The sequence below is a fragment of the Acinetobacter sp. ANC 5600 genome (genome assembly GCF_002018395.1).
GTDB lineage: Bacteria > Pseudomonadota > Gammaproteobacteria > Pseudomonadales > Moraxellaceae > Acinetobacter > Acinetobacter amyesii.
In genome coordinates, this window is sequence record NZ_MVKW01000002.1 from 372,505 (window position 1) to 390,210 (window position 17,706).

Sequence of the window (17,706 nt, forward strand, 5' to 3'; positions counted from 1 at the left end):
TGAGCCATCATGTAGGTCATGTGCTGTTTGAATACGCTCTTGCAAGCGAGTATTTTCCATTTCCAACTGATAATGATTGTGTAAAATGTGTATTTACTCTCATTTGCTTGCGTGACCAGTGTGGCCAAAGTGCCATTAAATTTTTCAATTCGTCTTACACTTTTAGTCAAGCGTAGTGCAAAAATAATCGCCACACCCAAAGTAGTTATCGGGGAAGCATATGCTGAAATCAAATTTCCTTCATTTCTGACTTTATACGCATAGCAGAAAATTAAGCTACTTAGATTAAAGCCCAAGATTCACCTAAATATCTATCATCAAGCTTCAATCTAGCGGTATGAACGAAATCAGCACTCTGCATATATTCACCTTAGCCATGAAGAAAATCGGTCGCTAAGCATCTCAAAACACCATATTTACAAAGACTGTATCGCGGTAGATTCCTGCAGGTGTCGTTGCATTCACTCGTTCTACCAAACGCACAGCAATCACATAGTTATTTTTGCCAGCGCCTTGCTCGGTAGAAACATTCCACAGATTTTCCATCGCACCTGAAACAGTCATCCGTGTTTTGAGCTTAATCGGGCCATTCGTCACAAAACTACTGCCCGAAGTATCCTGCAAATTTCGGCTATTAAAGCGTATGCGGTATTTACCTGAACAATCGACACTAAATGAACTTGCCGCTTGACTATTATAGTAATTTGCCAAGCGCATATTGGTTTCACTGATTCGTCCCATTTCACAACGACTCGGTGCTGCAAATGTCATTGAACTAAATAACGCTGCTGAGATGAATAAAATACTTTTCATTAGAAATACTCCTTTATTTACACTGCAATGTAATTAATTCAGGAGTTTGGTTTTCTACCTTTTTCGGCACTGTTAATGCTGTTTGGCAAGATCGACCACCACTGGTCCTCACCGTCAACTTGTAGTAGCCTTCAACCAAACCATATAACATCACCGTGCCATCTGAACCCACTGGATAAACATCAGCTTCTGGGGTATCAATTGCAACTTCACTTCCTGCAACAAATTGATGACCTTGTTCATCCAATATTTTGACCAATATTTGTTGTGTATCAAATACTGAAAAATTAATGTTATAACCACGCTGCCTTAATGCGACTAAACGATGTGCAGCATTTGGAACTTTACTTTCGATCGGCAATTGATTTTCATCAAATGAAATATCGTAATTAATATAAGGAACAATATCGTGTACAAAGGCATAGCCTTTTTTATTGGTTTTCGCGACTGGAGACATTGATCGCATGACATCAATATCTTCACGACCACCAACATTCACTAAAGCAAAAGCATTATCGACAAAACTGGTCAATGCGTATTGACCACCCAACCACACCATAGCGCCACGGTAGCCAACCTGTGTTGTTGAATCATTTTCACTATAGAGATGACTCAAGGTTAAATCACCAACATTAGTGGACAAACCACCATAGGCATTTAATACCGTTTCATCATTACGATAATCCACACCGAGCGCATAATTTGCACCATATTCACCAAATGCATTTTGGATGAAACGTACACCGCCGGATTTATTGGTACCTGCATCAGCCTGAATACGTTTACCACCACCAAAATTATAAGAAAATGTAATAAAGGCACCTGAGTCATCGCCATCACCAAATTCTTTAAAATAATTGGCGGTATACATTAAATTCTGTGTGATTTCGCGACTCACACCCACTGTGAGCATTTTGCGATCCTCTAATTCAAATAAAGGATCATTAGATTCATACTGGGTTTGTTCGATATAGTTCAGGTTTAAATTTTGAAAGAATGGAAAATTAGCAAAACTCAAATACGCCATATTTTCAAATTTTGGAAAAATATGATTATCTTCATAACCCAACGCCCGATAATCATTTGTAGCGTAACGTGAGCTCACACCAAAATTGAGTTTCCCGAAATTACGACTGATAGCCAAACCTGCAGAATAGCCATCGTCGTCATCGGTTTTACTGCCTAAAAAAATACTGTCTAAAACAAACCATCGATTGACCGCTTGCGTCCATAGCAGTCCTGCATTTTTTACTTTGTCACTATAGGTAGCACTTGCACCTAAAGTGGTACGACTGGTAACACCTCTACGCCAATAGGCTGAACTGAAAAAATCGCGATAATCGCTATTTTCTTCGTCATAACTGAAGCGTAGTTTCCCTAATGATATGTTGTAATCATTTAAATCTTCTTTAAGCAATTTACTACTAATTAATACCGGGAAGCTTCGAACAGTGGTATTCCCCAATACATCTTGTACAACCATTTGCGCTGTACCGGCACTTTCAATATTGGCACCTGTTTGTAAGTTATAATCTCCAGGTGAAATCTTTTTCTGATAAATATTTACGCCATCAATATATAAATCAACAGTCGAAGGTAAAACCGCACTACCTTTTAGACTTGGAATATTCCAATACACGAAATCTGGGCGTGACGTATACTCTGTACCAAAACTCAAACCACCAAATCGCACACCATGAATTAATGCACTATATGCAGAGGTCGTATCACCAATAATCAGTTTGGTCGCACTTTTAGAAAAATCAAACTCAAGACTACTATTTAACCTGACGAATTTTTCTTCACGATAATCATCCCCTTTATTATTTCGATAAAAGGCATTATTTCTTAAAATCCAATTGTCTTTAAACACGCCCAGTTCAGGTAGCACACCAAAATTATTATGTTGAGTATTATTTTCAAAATGCATTTCATAATTAAGAAATGCACCAAAATTTGCAGGCATCGGCTGGCTGATTAAGGTATCAGTTTCTAGCCCAAAGAAATATTTTGATGGAAGATTAATTTTGACGGCTTGCAATTGAGGATCAAATCCAGACTGAATATCTTGATCCGTTACCAAACAAAATGAATTTTTAGTTGCATGTCGTTTCAGAATTTCTACTTTAATTTGCAGCTTATCAAGATCTGCGCACTCTATATAAAACTTGTTATTTTCAGTCAGTAATAATACTTCGCTCTTGCGGTCTACTTCGTTTACCCAAATACTGGTTGGAAATAAATCATCAGGCATATCAACGGCTTCTGCATGAGCAGAATTAGCACATAAAATACAATATAGAAGCAATGTAATTCTGTTCATAGCCACTACTCAACTAAATTAAACTCCAAAGGAGTGTCACCTTTATCTGTTTCCACAACGACTTTATAATTACTAGCGCCTTGTAAAGAAACATTCCCGATGTCGTATTGGTTTTTACCTAATGCCAATAAATATTTCATATCGGAAGATTCAGCGACTGTTTTCTTGCTTTTATCGATGACATAAATTTTTTGGATTTGAATGTGTGATTTTGCTAAATTTTCAACCTGAATAATGGTGCGACCATTCATTTTTTTGGCAATAAATTTTAAATAAGCTGGTTCTTGTTTGCCGACAAAAAATGGCACATTAATACTTAATAACAGTGCAATTTTCGATTCAGAGTTCGTCACTTGAGGTAGCTCAGTATAAATAATACGCCATGCTTCTTCTTGTTGTAGATTCATACTCTCTACAGATTGAGTAAAACCCACACGAACCATTTGTTTTGAGTTTGGTTTTAGAATGAAATTTTTCGGATTGATAATAATATTGGATTCAGGTGAAAGAATATCTTCACCTGCAGCATTTTGAGTCCATTTAAATGCTTTAGCTTCAAAAATACGTGGTGTCTCATCATCCCCTTTCGATTCCAAAGTAAATGTCGCACTGCGTTGTTTAGATTTATCGGTTAAATATAATTGCACAGGGCTAATTGAAATACCTGCAAATATTTGAGCACTCAATAAGCAAGTCATTAAACTTAATGAAACGACTTTGAATAAACTTTTCATATACTCACCCCAGTACATTTAAATATTATTATCAATTCAAAATAAAAAGAAGTTGACCCTAACTGTGTAGAATCAACTCCCTAAATTTGGATTAGTAAGCTACTTTGATATATAAAGTATCTTTGTATGTACCAGCACGTTGAGTCGCTGAAATTGCAGTTTTTGGAGCAACTGATACTGTGAAGTTATCAACACTCATACCAGCTACAGGTGTAGAGCCGATTGGATAATTCACACCACCTTTTGTAGTCGTGATTTTTGTAGCTACTTTATCAGTAGTCGTTTCATGTTTTACAAAAGTATCTGCACTTGTGCCTGCATTCATTGTAGATAAATTCAGTGTATATGGAGTGTTTGTTGTAACTTGAAAGCTACTAGCACCTGTATAACTGTCTTCAACGAGTTTGATGTCTTTACCTACCAAAAGCTCACATGCTTTCAGAATCTGTAACTCGATGTCGATTTCGCCTTCACACGGCGCACCGCCACATTGTTTAGATTCTTTTTTACCACCAGCGATTGCAGATGTTGCTGGAAGTGCTACGAACAATGTTGCAGATAGTACTGCGGTTAAAATTTTAGATGTAGACATTTCACTTCTCCATTCTCATATGAGATTTATTAGTATGTGCATCAAAGGATATTTATTAAGAAAAACTAATTAATCTTACTTTCCCTAGGTGCTGATTCATTCTTAATCATGTTGAGAAAAAAAGAACCTAATATGGAAATTTCACACGAATATTCATGTAATATTATTTTTTATAAATATTTAAATTATGTGTTTGTAATATATTAAATATTTTTAATTTTTATGTTTTTATTTAATTTTCCTCTTTATCCCAAATTTTGGGGATTTTTTTCATATCCCTATTTTTTGGTATATTATAGCTTATTGTTTTTATTAAATTTAGTAACATTAAAAATAATATAGGCTGTTACATATTTCACCAAATATTTGTGAAATAGTTCAAAATAATTTTCAAACAAAACAATACTACGTGAATATTCAACTATATTAATAGTAAAGACCGATTAAATTTAAATTTTAAATAGAATCTCAAATGTATAATCACCACTTTCAGGTATGTCTTTTGAAACGCAATACAAGAATCACGTCACCAAATACTGAGCCTTTGTATTAAATTACAGGTTTGGAAACACGTCTTAGTTTCCAATGTTAAGCTTTTGTAAATCATATTTTCTTTTTTAAATTTCAAATTTTTGTTTTTCAAATTTTTAGAATCTCATTTATTACGTGAATTATCACATATATTGAAATTCAGTCCCTCTCTTTCAACGCATTTTTTACTTTGATTTTTTATTCAAAATACTGACTACCTCTTTTAAAACTGCCTGGATTCTTCTTTAGAAAATTCTATAAATAAAAAAAAGCCCCAAGTTATGGGGCTTTTTAAAAAATTTAACTTACTCACTGACTGGATAAAGCAATCCTTGATCGACTCGAAAGATTTGACCTGATCCAAAGTCGATCTGCTGCAACTCTCCTTTTAATTTTGGGAAGCCAACAATTTTTTCCAATTGTGGTGAGCGTTGAAAATTTTTCGTTTTAGGATTGTACATCCAATAAATAAATCGCTTATCTTCTATTTTTCGACCATCAGAAGTGTCTGAGAGTACAACATCATAGTATCCATCAAAGTTTACATCTAAGAATCCCATACTATTCCCAAAAGCATTAAAGCCTTGTAATGACTGTAGTACTTTGCCATTCGATTTATTAATCACATCTACGCGTTTTAGAGACTTCCCATAAGGTTGGTCTGCGGATTGCACTCCATAAAACTTAAACAGCAGGATAGGTTTATCTACTGCTTTAAATGCAGGTTCAAACTGTAAATAACTTGTAGATGGTGGTACCGTTTGTTCAGTCAGTTCTGCTTTAAACGAGCCTGTATTTGCATTCAAGGTTCCTGCCAATCGATAAGCAGTTGCCGCACTTTGTTCAGTCCCAACATTGACTGAATTCAGATCTATAAAATCAGCTTTTTGAGTCCCTTTAAAGTTAATTTGTTTGGGCTCTTGCAGATCAGTCAAAGTCCCGTGCGGATTCCATATACCAGCATACAAATCTAAGAAATAGCGTCCTTCAGTCGAGCGAAGCATCCGCTGCATGGATATCCGAACATCAGGTAAAGGCTTTAACTCAGGCAGTGTTATATCTGCCTCTTGTGCAAAACTCACCACTGGTAGACAAAGAGCGAGTAAAAGAGAGATTTTTGATATTTTCATTGCAATTACACACTCCATACAGCATGAATAATGCCTACTCTATCACAACCTAAATTCAACACAGATGACACAAATATAGGAGTTTTGAAACCACCTACAACTCAAATCATCAGATTAAATTGGAGTCGCTTTTAAAGCCCAAGTTTCCAAATCTAATGAAATACATTTCAAACCAATATTAAATTGAATACATAGATCTTTCAGCAATTCAAACTGATCTACCTTATGATCAATTACTGGCTTCACAAGCTCTTGCTTTCTTCTAAGATCAATATATGCATTTTTCCCAACATATACTTCAACAAAGGCTTCTTCAGGCAATTTTAACGTATAAATTTGACGCGTTTGCAATTGGACTCTTTGCCAAAGTTGGTCATTGATATATGCATGTATTTTTGTAGAAAAGCGATACCCGAATTGAGCATCGCTAATATTTTTTACAATACGTACTTCCTCTTTGTATGCCCATTCCTGCATTTTATAAAGCAAACCATGCTTTATTAAAACTTCTTCATTATCCCAATTTAAAATATTTGAATTTCCTACCGACATTAATTTTTCAACACTTGCCACATTGGCCTGCTTCGGCGCTGTTTTTAAATATCTCAACTCCCCTTTTGTTGAAGGAATAATAAATTGATCACCATCTTCAAGGCCTGCTTTGCATGTGTCTATTCCGATCACGACACCTTTTTTAACTATCCCCATAATGTGGCCAGATGAGTGGATTTAAAGCGGTTCTAGTCAAACTTAAAATCACATACTTTCTAGAAAACTGATTACGGAATGCCCCTATTGCTACGGATGTCGGTACATCCAAATCATAAAAACCAAAACCAGTGCATTCAAATGGGTCGTTAAAATCTTCTAAATGTGAAAAACCTAGAGATTTTGTTTTTAAAATCGTTAAAGCAGCTTCAAAACTCACATATTTATATAAAATCATTATTCTAACCCACGCTAATATTGGGTTCCTTGTATCATAAAACTCAAAAGATAATTAAATAAATTCTTTTCTTTGCTTACGATTTTGTTCGATTGGATCCAAAGTATAAACGAGTACAAAACATTGTTTTGTACGAAGTACAACGAAGCAGCACACTGTTCTGAGTGACGCGTAAGGAATGAAAGCACTACTTTTCTATTTTTAAGACACGTAACTTTAAATATTAAAAAACCCACTCAAAATGAGTGGGTCTTCGTATTCAAATCAATTGATTCAAGAAATTAGTTTTTCTCTTTATCAACGATTTTGTTTGCTTGGATCCAAGGCATCATCGCACGTAACTTGTTACCAGTTACTTCGATACCATGCGCCGCGTTTTGACGACGACGAGCAGTCATAGAAGGATAGTTCAACGCACCTTCTTGGATGAACATCTTCGCGTATTCACCAGATTGAATACGTTTAAGCGCATTACGCATCGCTTCACGAGACTGTTCGTTAATCACTTCAACGCCAGTTACGTATTCACCATATTCAGCATTGTTTGATACTGAGTAGTTCATGTCCGCGATACCGCCTTCGAACATTAAGTCAACGATCAATTTAAGTTCGTGTAGACATTCGAAGTAAGCCATTTCTGGTGCATAACCAGCTTCAACCAAAGTTTCGAAGCCCATTTTAACCAATTCAACAGCACCACCACAAAGAACTGCTTGCTCACCGAAAAGGTCAGTTTCAGTTTCTTCACGGAATGAAGTTTCGATAATACCAGTACGGCCACCACCAACACCTGAAGCGTAAGAAAGCGCAACATTACGTGCATTACCAGAAGCATCTTGGTGAACAGCGATAAGATCAGGTACACCTGAACCACGTTGGAATTCTGAACGTACAGTATGACCTGGCGCTTTTGGAGCAACCATGATTACGTCAAGGTCAGCACGTGGAACAACTTGGTTATAAAGAACAGAGAAACCATGAGCAAATGCTAGCGTTGCACCTTGCTTGATGTTTGGCTCAATTACGTCACGGTATAGTTGTGATTGGAACTCATCTGGAGTCAAAATCATAACTAAGTCAGCTTGAGCTACAGCAGCAGGAACTTCTGAAACTTTAAGACCAGCATTTTCAGCTTTTTTCCAAGAAGTAGAACCAGCACGTAGACCTACAGTTACATCAACGCCTGAATCCTTAAGGTTAAGCGCATGAGCATGGCCTTGTGAACCATAACCAATGATTGCTACTTTTTTGCCTTGGATGATAGATAAGTCTGTGTCTTTATCGTAAAAAATTTGCATTGCTGTCTCCGCTAAAATGCTTTTGTTTCCTTTAACTTGATAACGTGATTCTGTTTGATTATTCACGTTTCAAGTACCTCACCCATAGGAGTGAGGTGAATATATAAAATTAGATAGTTAAAACTTTTTCGCCACGTGCGATACCTGAAACACCTGAACGTACAACTTCTAGAATTGTATTTTCAGCTAAGGCATCAATAAAACCATCTATCTTTTCAGTTGTACCTGCGATTTGAATGGTATATGTCGTTGGTGTTACGTCTACGATTTGTCCACGGAAAATATCCGCAGTACGTTTAATTTCTGCGCGCGCTGAACCAAGTGCTTTGACTTTAATTAACATCAATTCACGTTCAATATGAGCACCTTCAGACAAATCAACAACTTTAACAACTTCGACAAGCTTGTTGAGTTGTTTGGTGATTTGTTCAATTTTATGCTCATCGCCATACGTGGTTAAAGTCAAACGCGAAAGCGTCGGATCTTCTGTTGGCGCTACGTTTAATGTCTCAATGTTATAACCACGCTGAGAGAATAAACCTACCAAACGTGAAAGCGCACCTGCTTCGTTTTCTACAAGTACAGAGATAATATGTCTCATTGTGTGCGCTCTCCTTTGCCTAACCACATATCTTTCATTGACTGGCCAGCAACCAACATTGGATATACATGCTCTGAACGGTCAACCATCACGTTAATAAACACGCACTTGTCATTGATCGCCATCGCTTCAGCAAGCTTCGACTCGAGTTCATCTGCATGGTCAATTTGAATACCTACATGACCATACGCCTCCATTAATTTAGGGAAGTCTGGAAGTGACTCAACATACGAGCTTGAGTGACGACCTTCGTAGTTCATGTCTTGCCATTGCTTAACCATACCTAATGCACGGTTATTCAAGCATAGAATTTTTACATTCAAGCCATATTGCTTACATGTAGATAGTTCTTGGATACACATCTGAATCGATGCTTCGCCAGTAATACACACTACTTGTTGATCTGGGAAGGCAAGTTTAGCTGCCATAGCATATGGCAAACCTACACCCATGGTTCCTAGACCACCTGAGTTGATCCATTGACGTGGACGTGTGTATTTGTAGTAAAGCGCACCAAACATTTGGTGTTGACCAACGTCTGAAGTAATGATGGCTTGACTATTGGTAATTTTATCCAACGCTTCAACAACTTGCTGTGGCTTCATCGAACCATCAGTTGGTTTGTCATAGTTCAAACCATGAACTTGGCGCCATTCATTGATTTGTTTCCACCAAGCCCCGATATCTTCAGGATTTGGTTTAGACACATTCAATTGTTTTAATTGCGCCAACATTTCAGTCAATACAGGCTCCACTGCACCCACAATTGGGATGTGCGCCATAATTGTTTTTGAAATCGTTGCTGGGTCAATATCAATATGAATGACTTTCGCATTTGGACAGAATTTCGCAGGGTTATTGGTTACACGGTCATCAAAGCGCGCACCTACACACAAAATCACATCTGCATTGTGCATCGTCATATTGGCTTCGTAAGTACCATGCATACCCAACATACCGATGAACTGTTCATCATTGCCCGGATACGCACCAAGACCCATTAAGGTACTGGTTACTGGATAACCCAATAAATGTGCAAGTTCTGTCAACTGTGCAGAAGCATTGCCTTGAACCACACCACCGCCTGAATAAATAATTGGGCGTTTAGCATGGATCAATTCATCAATTGCTTTACGAATTTGACCTGAGTGACCACGATGCGGCGGTTGATACGAACGCATTTTCACTTTTTCAGGATATTCGTAAGCAAATTTCTCTGCAGGATTCGTCGCATCTTTTGGAATATCAACGACAACAGGACCCGGACGGCCACTTGAAGCGATATAAAATGCCTTCTTAATAATCGAAGGGATTTCGCTTGCATGACGTACTTGGAAGCTGTGTTTTACGATTGGACGCGAAATACCGACCATATCCGTTTCTTGGAACGCATCCTCACCGATAAGATGGCTTGCAACCTGACCTGACAAAATCACCATTGGGATTGAGTCCATATAGGCAGTTGCAATTGGAGTTACGGTATTTGTTGCACCCGGACCAGATGTCACCAATACGACACCTGTTTTACCTGTGACACGTGAGTAAGCATCAGCCATATGACCAGCAGCTTGCTCGTGGCGCACTAGGTAATGATTGATTTTTTCTTGTTGAAATAGCGCATCATAAATATGCAGTACTGCGCCGCCTGGGTATCCAAAAACATGTTCAACGCCTTCGTCCGCTAAAGCGCGAACAAGCATTTCACCACCAGATAAAAGTTCCAACGTGATTCACCCTAATCTTTTTTCACGCACAAATGGAGGGCATTTGTCGTGGTTAATTCATTAACTGTGTGCTCTGTTATAGCACACAAATTTCATAGTTTTCATAGCAATAAGAAAAAAATCTGACCTGCTTGCTGTTTGAGCAATATGGGGTCTAAAACATGTTGGGATAAACATATTTTGTTGGCTTTGTTCAACCTCTCGGCTAGAGAAGAAGTCCATTGCTAAAATGCACTCATTCGAAGGGTGATCGATCTAAGGCATATAAAACTAAAGACAGCATTTTTGTAGTTTCAACCATTAAAGTCAAGTTTAAAAATGGGCTTTTTTCTGATTACTTACAGACCGTTTGTTTTTTAAGCACACTCCCGTTCTTTGCATTCTTTGTAGTTTGTTTATTTATAACCAGTTAGCATGTATTTAATAAAATACTTTTATAAATCTAATAAATAAATTAAATGAATTGCTGTGGATTTTTAATTCAATTGCCTCACTTTCAACTTAAGGCATGGATTAAATGATAAAAACACAATATTTTGATTGCTTATAAATCCCCCAATTCATCATTCACAAAGTTATTCATCCCACACGATGCCCCTTTTATCCTTTGTGCTAAAAAATGCATAGATTCTGCTGTCAAAAAAGCGCAAAATTTTCAGCATAATTTTGCATGATCACTATAACTTTGGGACTGAATTTATGATGAAGACGATGATTGTACGAACTGCATGTATTTTATCTAGCATGGCGTTTTGCCTGACCAGTTTGGAGCTTTCAGCGAAAGAATATTACAAATGGGTGGATGCAAAAGGTTCAACGCATTACACCACCACGCCACCGCCAAAAAATGCGCAGCGTAAAGGTAAAGTGAATACCTATGGTGCAACAACAACTAAGCAATCAACTCCAGCAAAAAACCAAGAAGAGGTTTCACGTGAAGCCGAACAGTCGAATGAACAAAATGAGCAACTGGCGGAACAACAACGCGAAGCCAATGCAGCGCTCCGCCAAGGTCAAGCCGTAGCCTCCGCACCACAATAATTTACGCCAAAGCCTTCAATTTTGACTTAAATTATTTACATCTACACAGCATCGCAAAATTCACTCTAGGCGTATTTTGCGCTATGCTGTAGCACAAACTTTTTAACCGTTATTTCTATTTACGTTTATGACTACTCACATTGACCCTGAATATCAAGCCAGTGCGATTGAACCGACAGTCCAACAAGACTGGGAAAATCGCAAAGCCTTTAAAGTTGCCGACCAAGTAGAAGGACCACGTCGTTATATCCTCTCTATGTTCCCTTATCCAAGTGGCAAACTGCATATGGGTCATGTGCGTAACTATACCATTGGTGACGTGATCAGCCGTTTCCACCGTTTACAAGGTGAAACTGTACTACAACCCATGGGTTGGGATGCTTTCGGCCTACCTGCTGAAAACGCGGCAATTGCACATCAAGTCGCTCCTGCAAAATGGACTTTTGAAAACATTGATTACATGCGTAATCAGCTTAAAAAGTTAGGTCTTTCTGTAGATTGGGATCGTGAATTTGCAACTTGCACACCTGAATACTACCGTTGGGAACAATGGTTATTCGTTCAGCTTTATAAAAAAGGTTTAATTTACCGTAAGCTTTCAACAGTGAACTGGGACCCAGTAGACCAAACTGTTTTAGCAAACGAACAAGTTGAAAATGGTCGTGGCTGGCGTTCTGGTGCATTGGTCGAAAAACGTGATATTCCAATGTACTACTTCCGAATCACTGACTATGCGCAAGAATTACTTGACGATTTAGAAACATTAAAAGACGGCTGGCCACAGCAAGTTTTAACCATGCAACGTAACTGGATTGGTCGCTCACAGGGTATGGAAATTACCTTCCCTTCAGCGAATCCAGACGTTTATGCAGATGGTTTAACTGTATTTACCACTCGTGCTGACACACTCATGGGTGTGACTTATGTTGCGGTTGCAGCAGAACATCCGATGGCACTTAAAGCTGCGGAAAGCAATCCTGAGCTTGCTGCATTTATCGAAGAGTGCCGTATGGGTTCTGTTGCAGAAGCTGATCTTGCGACTGCTGAAAAGAAAGGCATGGCAACTGGTCTTTCTGTGAAGCACCCAGTTACAGGTGAAGAAGTTCCTGTTTGGATCGCAAACTACGTCTTGATGTCTTACGGTTCAGGCGCGGTGATGGCAGTGCCTTCACACGATGAACGTGACTTCGAGTTTGCGAATAAATATGGCTTAAACATTAAGCAAGTGATTGATGCCAAAGGTGCAGACGATGCAGACTTTGACGCAACAACTTGGCAAGAATGGTACGGTTCTAAAGAAGGCAAACTGGTGAATTCAGGCGAATTTGACGGTTTAGACTTACAAGGGGCGTACGATGCATTCCTTGCAAAATTAGAACCGACTGGACTTGCCAACTCGAAAGTTCAATTCCGTTTACGTGACTGGGGTGTTTCTCGTCAGCGTTATTGGGGTTGTCCAATTCCTATGATCAACTGTGAAAAATGTGGTCAGGTTCCAGTACCTGAAGAACAACTTCCAGTTGTATTGCCAACGGACGTGGTTCCAGACGGTTCAGGCAATCCACTCAACAAAATGCCTGAGTTCTATGAAACCACTTGCCCATGCTGTGGTGGCGATGCTCGTCGTGAAACAGATACTTTGGATACCTTTGTAGAATCATCTTGGTACTATGCACGCTATGCATCTCCAGATTTCACTGACGGTATGGTGAAACCTGAAGCGGGTCAAACTTGGTTACCTGTGAACCAATACATCGGTGGTGTTGAACACGCAATTCTTCATTTACTTTATGCACGCTTCTTCCACAAATTGATGCGTGATGAAGGTGTGGTACAAGGGAACGAGCCATTCACCAACTTGCTTACTCAAGGTATGGTGCTTGCGGATACCTACTACCGTGAATCAGAGTCAGGTAAGAAAACTTGGTTTAACCCTGCTGACATCGATTTAGAACGTGATGAAAAAGGTCGTATCATTTCTGCGAAATATCAAGGTGATGGTCAAGACGTCGTGGTTGGCGGTCAAGAAAAAATGTCGAAATCGAAAAATAACGGTATCGACCCGCAAGCCATTATTGACCAATACGGCGCAGATACTGCACGTGTATTCATGATGTTTGCTGCACCACCAGATCAATCACTTGAATGGTCTGACGCAGGTGTTGAAGGTGCAAACCGTTTCTTAAAACGTGTATGGCGCCTAGCATCTGGTTTCCTTGAACAAGGCAACTCTGCTGCAAACATTGACAAAGCGGCACTATCTACCGCTGCACAAGACTTACGTCGTAAAACACACGAAACCATTCAAAAAGTGGGTGATGACATTGCACGTCGTCATGCCTTCAACACCGCGATTGCTGCGATGATGGAACTTTTGAATGCAAACAATAAATTTGAAGCCAAAGATGACAATGACGTTGCCGTTGCACGTGAATCAATCATTACCCTTCTAACTTTACTTGCTCCTTTTGCACCACATTTAAGCCAAACCTTATTGGCTGAGTTTGGTATCGAATTAACATCAGCACGCTTCCCTGCGGTAGATGAATCTGCGCTGACTCGCAATACACAAACGATTGTAGTGCAAGTGAACGGTAAACTTCGTGGCAAATTAGAAGTGTCTGTCGATGCCTCTAAAGATGACATTTTGGCGCAAGCAAAAGCATTACCTGAAGTTCAACAATTCTTGACTGGTCCAACCAAGAAAGAGATTGTTGTGCCGAATAAATTAGTGAATTTGGTGGTTTAATAACCTTACAGCTCCTTCTCCCTTTGGGAGAAGGTTGGGATGAGGGTAATTAATAAAACTCACCTCTCCCTAACCCTCTCCTAACAGGAGAGGGAATATAAGGATTTCACAATTCCCAAACAAAGCCCGTTGCGAGTCAACGGGCTTTGACTTTACAATCCACACAGGATTTCAACATTATCCCTTCGGGAAACAGAGGACACTTTATGCACTTGGTTCAACGTGTTGCTGCAATTGTATTAACTATGGGCCTGAGCGCAGGCATGGTCGGTTGTGGTTTTCATTTAAAAGGCACCAACCCTGCTGCTGTACCTGTAGCCTATTCCAATATGCGTTTGGCACTTCCTGAAGATACGGATGACTTACATGAAAAGTTAGCGATTTATTTAGGTTCTGCAGGCGTGCAATTGAGCAATAATCAAAATGCCTATGTCTTACATGTGTTGGATTACACTCCGCGACGTTTAGAACTCAATGGTAAATTGGTTGAAACTTTACTGCGCTTGAATGTGACGTTCCAAATTGAAGATGCTCAAGGTAACCCTGTGACAGAACCACGTACATTGATGGCAACACGTAGCTACCAATACGACGTAGCAACCGTGAACACTGATGACCAAGAAGAAAAATATTTAAAACAAGTGATTATTGATGACATTGCACAACAGATCGTGCGCCAAATTTCATCAAACCGCTTACCAAAAGCGAACCCACTAACTGCACCAACCAAAGCTGAGTAATTTTGATTTATGAAACTTGACTATCTTCAGGCATTAAAACGTGTAGATGAAGCGCAAGGTGCCTGGGTGCTACATGGTCAAGAGCCATTACTTGAACAAAATCTTCTGGATGCATTTCGTAAGAGTTGGAACACTCGAGAAGTCGAGCGTCAACGGTATGACATTAGCTCTGCTGCTGATTGGAAAAATGTCTTTAATGCTTTAAATAGCTTGTCATTATTTTCCAGTCAACTGGCAATTGAGGCACATGGCAGCATTAAACCCGATGTCAATGGACTAAAACTGTTAAAAAGCTATTTGCAGCAAAATGAAAGCAACTTGCTGCTCGTGGTCATGCCAAAGCAAGACAGTGCGAGTTTAAAGACCAGTTTTTTCCAAACGATTGATGCCAATGGAGTCAATGTTGCACTGACTGCAAACTACCCTAAAGATCGTCAGCAAATTTTGGCCGTTGAAGCACAAAAGCTCGGCATTAAACTCGCCAATGATGCTTGGCAATGGCTAGAACAGCATCATGAGCACAACTTACTGGCTGCAAAAAATAGTTTAATGCGTGTTGCAGATACTTTTCCTGAAGCTGAAATGATTCAGATTGATCATCTGTACTCTTGCTTACAAGATCAGTCACGCTATACCACTTACGATTTAAATGATGCCATGCTGCAAGGCAATTTGGCGCAATCAATTAAAATTTTTCAATACTTAATCGCTTCAGGCGAGCCGATGTCGCTGATTTTATGGAGTATCAGTAAGGAAATGCGTTTGCTGATGCAACTGTTTGAGCAGCCACAAAATGCCTTGCAAATCGGTATTTGGAAAACCAAAGTCGGGCTGTATCAACAAGCGTTACGCCGTTTAAATGCGAACGATTTTTTGACTTGGCCTGCCCTATTACTTCGTTTAGACGCGTCAATAAAAGGTTTAGGTCATGAAAATCCTGAGCACTTGGTACAACAAGCTATTGCCAGCTTGTGTGGGCACAGACTCTTCTAGTCTAATAAAATGCTGTAATAACTTGCATTCCAGTATAAAAGAATAATTATCATTACTATTTGTTCAAAAAGTTCACAATTTATCCGTATTTAAATCTTATAATTCATTCATCTTTATAAACTTTTAACTGCCAATCATGCCAAAAATAAAACCAGCAAAATTGATCGTAGCCATCATCGTTGCTTTGGCAATCGCTGTCACTGCATGGCATTTCCTAAAACCTAAAGAAACTCAGCCGCAATATATTACTGCTGAAGTGAGTCGTGGTGACATTGAAAACACTGTGCTTGCAACAGGTGTACTTGAAGCAACCAAAATGGTGAGTGTTGGTGCACAGGTTTCTGGTCAGGTGAAAAAGATGTATGTGCAGCTCGGTGATGAAGTGAAACAAGGTCAGCTGATTGCCCGTATTGACTCGGTACGTCAGGAAAATGATTTAAAAACTGCAGAAGCCAGCATCAAAAACCAACAAGCGCAATTGGCAGTTAAACAAGCAAATCTTGCAAAAGTCCAAGCTGAATATAATCGTCAACAAGCAATGTACGCTCAAGACGCGACTAGTCGTGCAGAACTTGAATCTGCGCTAGCAAGTTATAAAACTGCGCAAGCTGATATTGCAGCCATTAATGCACAAATCGAACAATCACGTTTAACTTTAGCGACTGCAAAAGAAGACTTAGGCTATACACAAATTGTTGCACCTATGGATGGAACCATCGTGGCGATTGTGACTGAAGAAGGTCAAACCGTAAATGCCAACCAAAGTGCGCCAACCATTGTGAAATTGGCAAAACTCGACACCATGACCATTAAAGCTGAAATTTCTGAAGCAGATGTGATGAAAGTCCAAGAAGGTCAAAACGTTTATTTTACAACCTTGGGCGACAGTGAAACAAAACACTATGCTACCCTGCGCCAAGTTGAACCTGCGCCAAACTCAATTAACACCGAAAGTAACAACAACACCTCTTCGTCTTCAAGTACTGCGGTTTACTACAATGCGTTATTTGATGTCCCAAATGAAGACGGTAAATTGCGTATCGATATGACCGCTCAGGTGTATATCATTTTAGATGAAGCCAAGAATGTCTTGACTGTACCTGCCGCAGCCGTTCAAACCTCGAACCGTCCACAACGTAGCCGTAATAATGCATCTGCAAATGGTGAATCTGCTGATAAAAAAGCCAGCGCAGAAGCTAGATCGAACAAAGACACTCCAAACCGTCCTAAACGTTTAGAACTGACTGAAGCTGAAAAAACATTGGTCAAACAAGGTAAAGCCAGCGTTGCGATGGTTCGTGTACTACAAGCCGATGGTTCAGCTCAACCACAACAGGTATTACTCGGTTTAAATAACCGTGTGACCGCACAAGTGATCCGTGGCTTAAAACAAGGTGACAAAGTCGTGATTGCCGACGGTTCAGATACCTCTAATGATTCAGCGAAACGCAGCAACCGTGGTGGTGCTGGCGGCCCAATGAGAATGTAATC

Annotated in this window: 15 protein-coding genes; 5 read left to right on the plus strand and 10 right to left on the minus strand. The window is 39.3% G+C overall.

Annotated features, from left to right (window positions below):
• Positions 1-402 precede the first annotated feature (402 nt).
• From B1201_RS05640 to B1201_RS05685, 10 genes are all read right to left on the minus strand, one after another.
• Positions 403-813, minus strand: coding sequence for a hypothetical protein (locus B1201_RS05640; RefSeq protein ID WP_078192667.1), 411 nt, complete (start codon positions 811-813; stop codon positions 403-405).
• Between the two features lie 13 nt (positions 814-826).
• On the minus strand, positions 827-3,136 hold the full coding sequence (locus B1201_RS05645) for a fimbria/pilus outer membrane usher protein (RefSeq protein WP_078192668.1): 2,310 nt from the start codon (positions 3,134-3,136) through the stop codon (positions 827-829).
• Positions 3,137-3,141: 5 nt separating this feature from the next.
• On the minus strand, positions 3,142-3,870 hold the full coding sequence (locus tag B1201_RS05650; protein ID WP_078192669.1) for a molecular chaperone: 729 nt from the start codon (positions 3,868-3,870) through the stop codon (positions 3,142-3,144).
• Positions 3,871-3,961: 91 nt separating this feature from the next.
• Complete coding sequence (locus B1201_RS05655; protein ID WP_078192670.1) at positions 3,962-4,462, minus strand: hypothetical protein; 501 nt, start codon at positions 4,460-4,462, stop codon at positions 3,962-3,964.
• Positions 4,463-5,298: 836 nt separating this feature from the next.
• A complete protein-coding gene (locus B1201_RS05660) occupies positions 5,299-6,123 on the minus strand; it encodes an XAC2610-related protein (RefSeq protein ID WP_078192866.1) in 825 nt (274 codons plus the stop codon).
• A 114-nt stretch (positions 6,124-6,237) separates the two neighbouring features.
• Positions 6,238-6,831, minus strand: coding sequence for a DUF2971 domain-containing protein (locus tag B1201_RS05665; protein WP_078192671.1), 594 nt, complete (start codon positions 6,829-6,831; stop codon positions 6,238-6,240).
• Positions 6,818-7,069 carry a hypothetical protein gene (locus B1201_RS05670; RefSeq protein ID WP_078192672.1) on the minus strand — a complete coding sequence of 84 codons (252 nt, stop codon included), beginning with the start codon at positions 7,067-7,069 and terminating at the stop codon, positions 6,818-6,820. The genes B1201_RS05665 and B1201_RS05670 overlap by 14 nt, the downstream gene beginning before the upstream one ends.
• 281 nt (positions 7,070-7,350) lie before the next feature.
• Positions 7,351-8,367 carry a ketol-acid reductoisomerase gene (gene ilvC, locus B1201_RS05675; RefSeq protein ID WP_078192867.1) on the minus strand — a complete coding sequence of 339 codons (1,017 nt, stop codon included), beginning with the start codon at positions 8,365-8,367 and terminating at the stop codon, positions 7,351-7,353.
• A gap of 109 nt (positions 8,368-8,476) precedes the next feature.
• Positions 8,477-8,968, minus strand: a complete 492-nt coding sequence (gene ilvN, locus B1201_RS05680; protein WP_078189625.1) for an acetolactate synthase small subunit — start codon at positions 8,966-8,968, stop codon at positions 8,477-8,479.
• Positions 8,965-10,692: an acetolactate synthase 3 large subunit gene (locus B1201_RS05685; protein WP_078192673.1), complete on the minus strand. Its 1,728-nt coding sequence runs from the start codon at positions 10,690-10,692 to the stop codon at positions 8,965-8,967. The genes ilvN and B1201_RS05685 overlap by 4 nt, the downstream gene beginning before the upstream one ends.
• A 699-nt stretch (positions 10,693-11,391) precedes the next feature.
• Between B1201_RS05685 and B1201_RS05690 the strand changes: the two genes are divergently transcribed.
• From B1201_RS05690 to B1201_RS05710, 5 genes are all read left to right on the plus strand, one after another.
• Positions 11,392-11,733 (plus strand): DUF4124 domain-containing protein, encoded by a 342-nt coding sequence (locus B1201_RS05690; RefSeq protein ID WP_228144753.1) that lies wholly within the window; start codon positions 11,392-11,394, stop codon positions 11,731-11,733.
• A 127-nt stretch (positions 11,734-11,860) separates the two neighbouring features.
• Positions 11,861-14,482, plus strand: a complete 2,622-nt coding sequence (gene leuS / locus B1201_RS05695; RefSeq protein ID WP_078192674.1) for a leucine--tRNA ligase — start codon at positions 11,861-11,863, stop codon at positions 14,480-14,482.
• A 206-nt stretch (positions 14,483-14,688) separates the two neighbouring features.
• A complete protein-coding gene (gene lptE / locus B1201_RS05700) occupies positions 14,689-15,222 on the plus strand; it encodes an LPS assembly lipoprotein LptE (protein WP_078192675.1) in 534 nt (177 codons plus the stop codon).
• A 9-nt stretch (positions 15,223-15,231) separates the two neighbouring features.
• Positions 15,232-16,215, plus strand: a complete 984-nt coding sequence (gene holA, locus B1201_RS05705) for a DNA polymerase III subunit delta (protein ID WP_078192676.1) — start codon at positions 15,232-15,234, stop codon at positions 16,213-16,215.
• 136 nt (positions 16,216-16,351) lie between these two features.
• Entirely contained in the window at positions 16,352-17,704 is a 1,353-nt protein-coding gene (locus B1201_RS05710; RefSeq protein WP_078192677.1) for a MacA family efflux pump subunit, read from the plus strand.
• Positions 17,705-17,706 lie beyond the last annotated feature (2 nt).

What these genes read in the sequence shown, in the direction of transcription:
- B1201_RS05640 (WP_078192667.1), bottom strand. Translation starts at nt 813, where the DNA reads ATGAAAAGTATTTTATTCATCTCAGCAGCGTTATTTAGTTCAATGACA.
- B1201_RS05645 (WP_078192668.1), bottom strand. Translation starts at nt 3,136, where the DNA reads ATGAACAGAATTACATTGCTTCTATATTGTATTTTATGTGCTAATTCT.
- B1201_RS05650 (WP_078192669.1), bottom strand. Translation starts at nt 3,870, where the DNA reads ATGAAAAGTTTATTCAAAGTCGTTTCATTAAGTTTAATGACTTGCTTA.
- B1201_RS05655 (WP_078192670.1), bottom strand. Translation starts at nt 4,462, where the DNA reads ATGTCTACATCTAAAATTTTAACCGCAGTACTATCTGCAACATTGTTC.
- B1201_RS05660 (WP_078192866.1), bottom strand. Translation starts at nt 6,123, where the DNA reads ATGAAAATATCAAAAATCTCTCTTTTACTCGCTCTTTGTCTACCAGTG.
- B1201_RS05665 (WP_078192671.1), bottom strand. Translation starts at nt 6,831, where the DNA reads ATGGGGATAGTTAAAAAAGGTGTCGTGATCGGAATAGACACATGCAAA.
- B1201_RS05670 (WP_078192672.1), bottom strand. Translation starts at nt 7,069, where the DNA reads ATGATTTTATATAAATATGTGAGTTTTGAAGCTGCTTTAACGATTTTA.
- ilvC (WP_078192867.1), bottom strand. Translation starts at nt 8,367, where the DNA reads ATGCAAATTTTTTACGATAAAGACACAGACTTATCTATCATCCAAGGC.
- ilvN (WP_078189625.1), bottom strand. Translation starts at nt 8,968, where the DNA reads ATGAGACATATTATCTCTGTACTTGTAGAAAACGAAGCAGGTGCGCTT.
- B1201_RS05690 (WP_228144753.1), top strand. Translation starts at nt 11,392, where the DNA reads ATGATGAAGACGATGATTGTACGAACTGCATGTATTTTATCTAGCATG.
- leuS (WP_078192674.1), top strand. Translation starts at nt 11,861, where the DNA reads ATGACTACTCACATTGACCCTGAATATCAAGCCAGTGCGATTGAACCG.
- lptE (WP_078192675.1), top strand. Translation starts at nt 14,689, where the DNA reads ATGCACTTGGTTCAACGTGTTGCTGCAATTGTATTAACTATGGGCCTG.
- holA (WP_078192676.1), top strand. Translation starts at nt 15,232, where the DNA reads ATGAAACTTGACTATCTTCAGGCATTAAAACGTGTAGATGAAGCGCAA.
- B1201_RS05710 (WP_078192677.1), top strand. Translation starts at nt 16,352, where the DNA reads ATGCCAAAAATAAAACCAGCAAAATTGATCGTAGCCATCATCGTTGCT.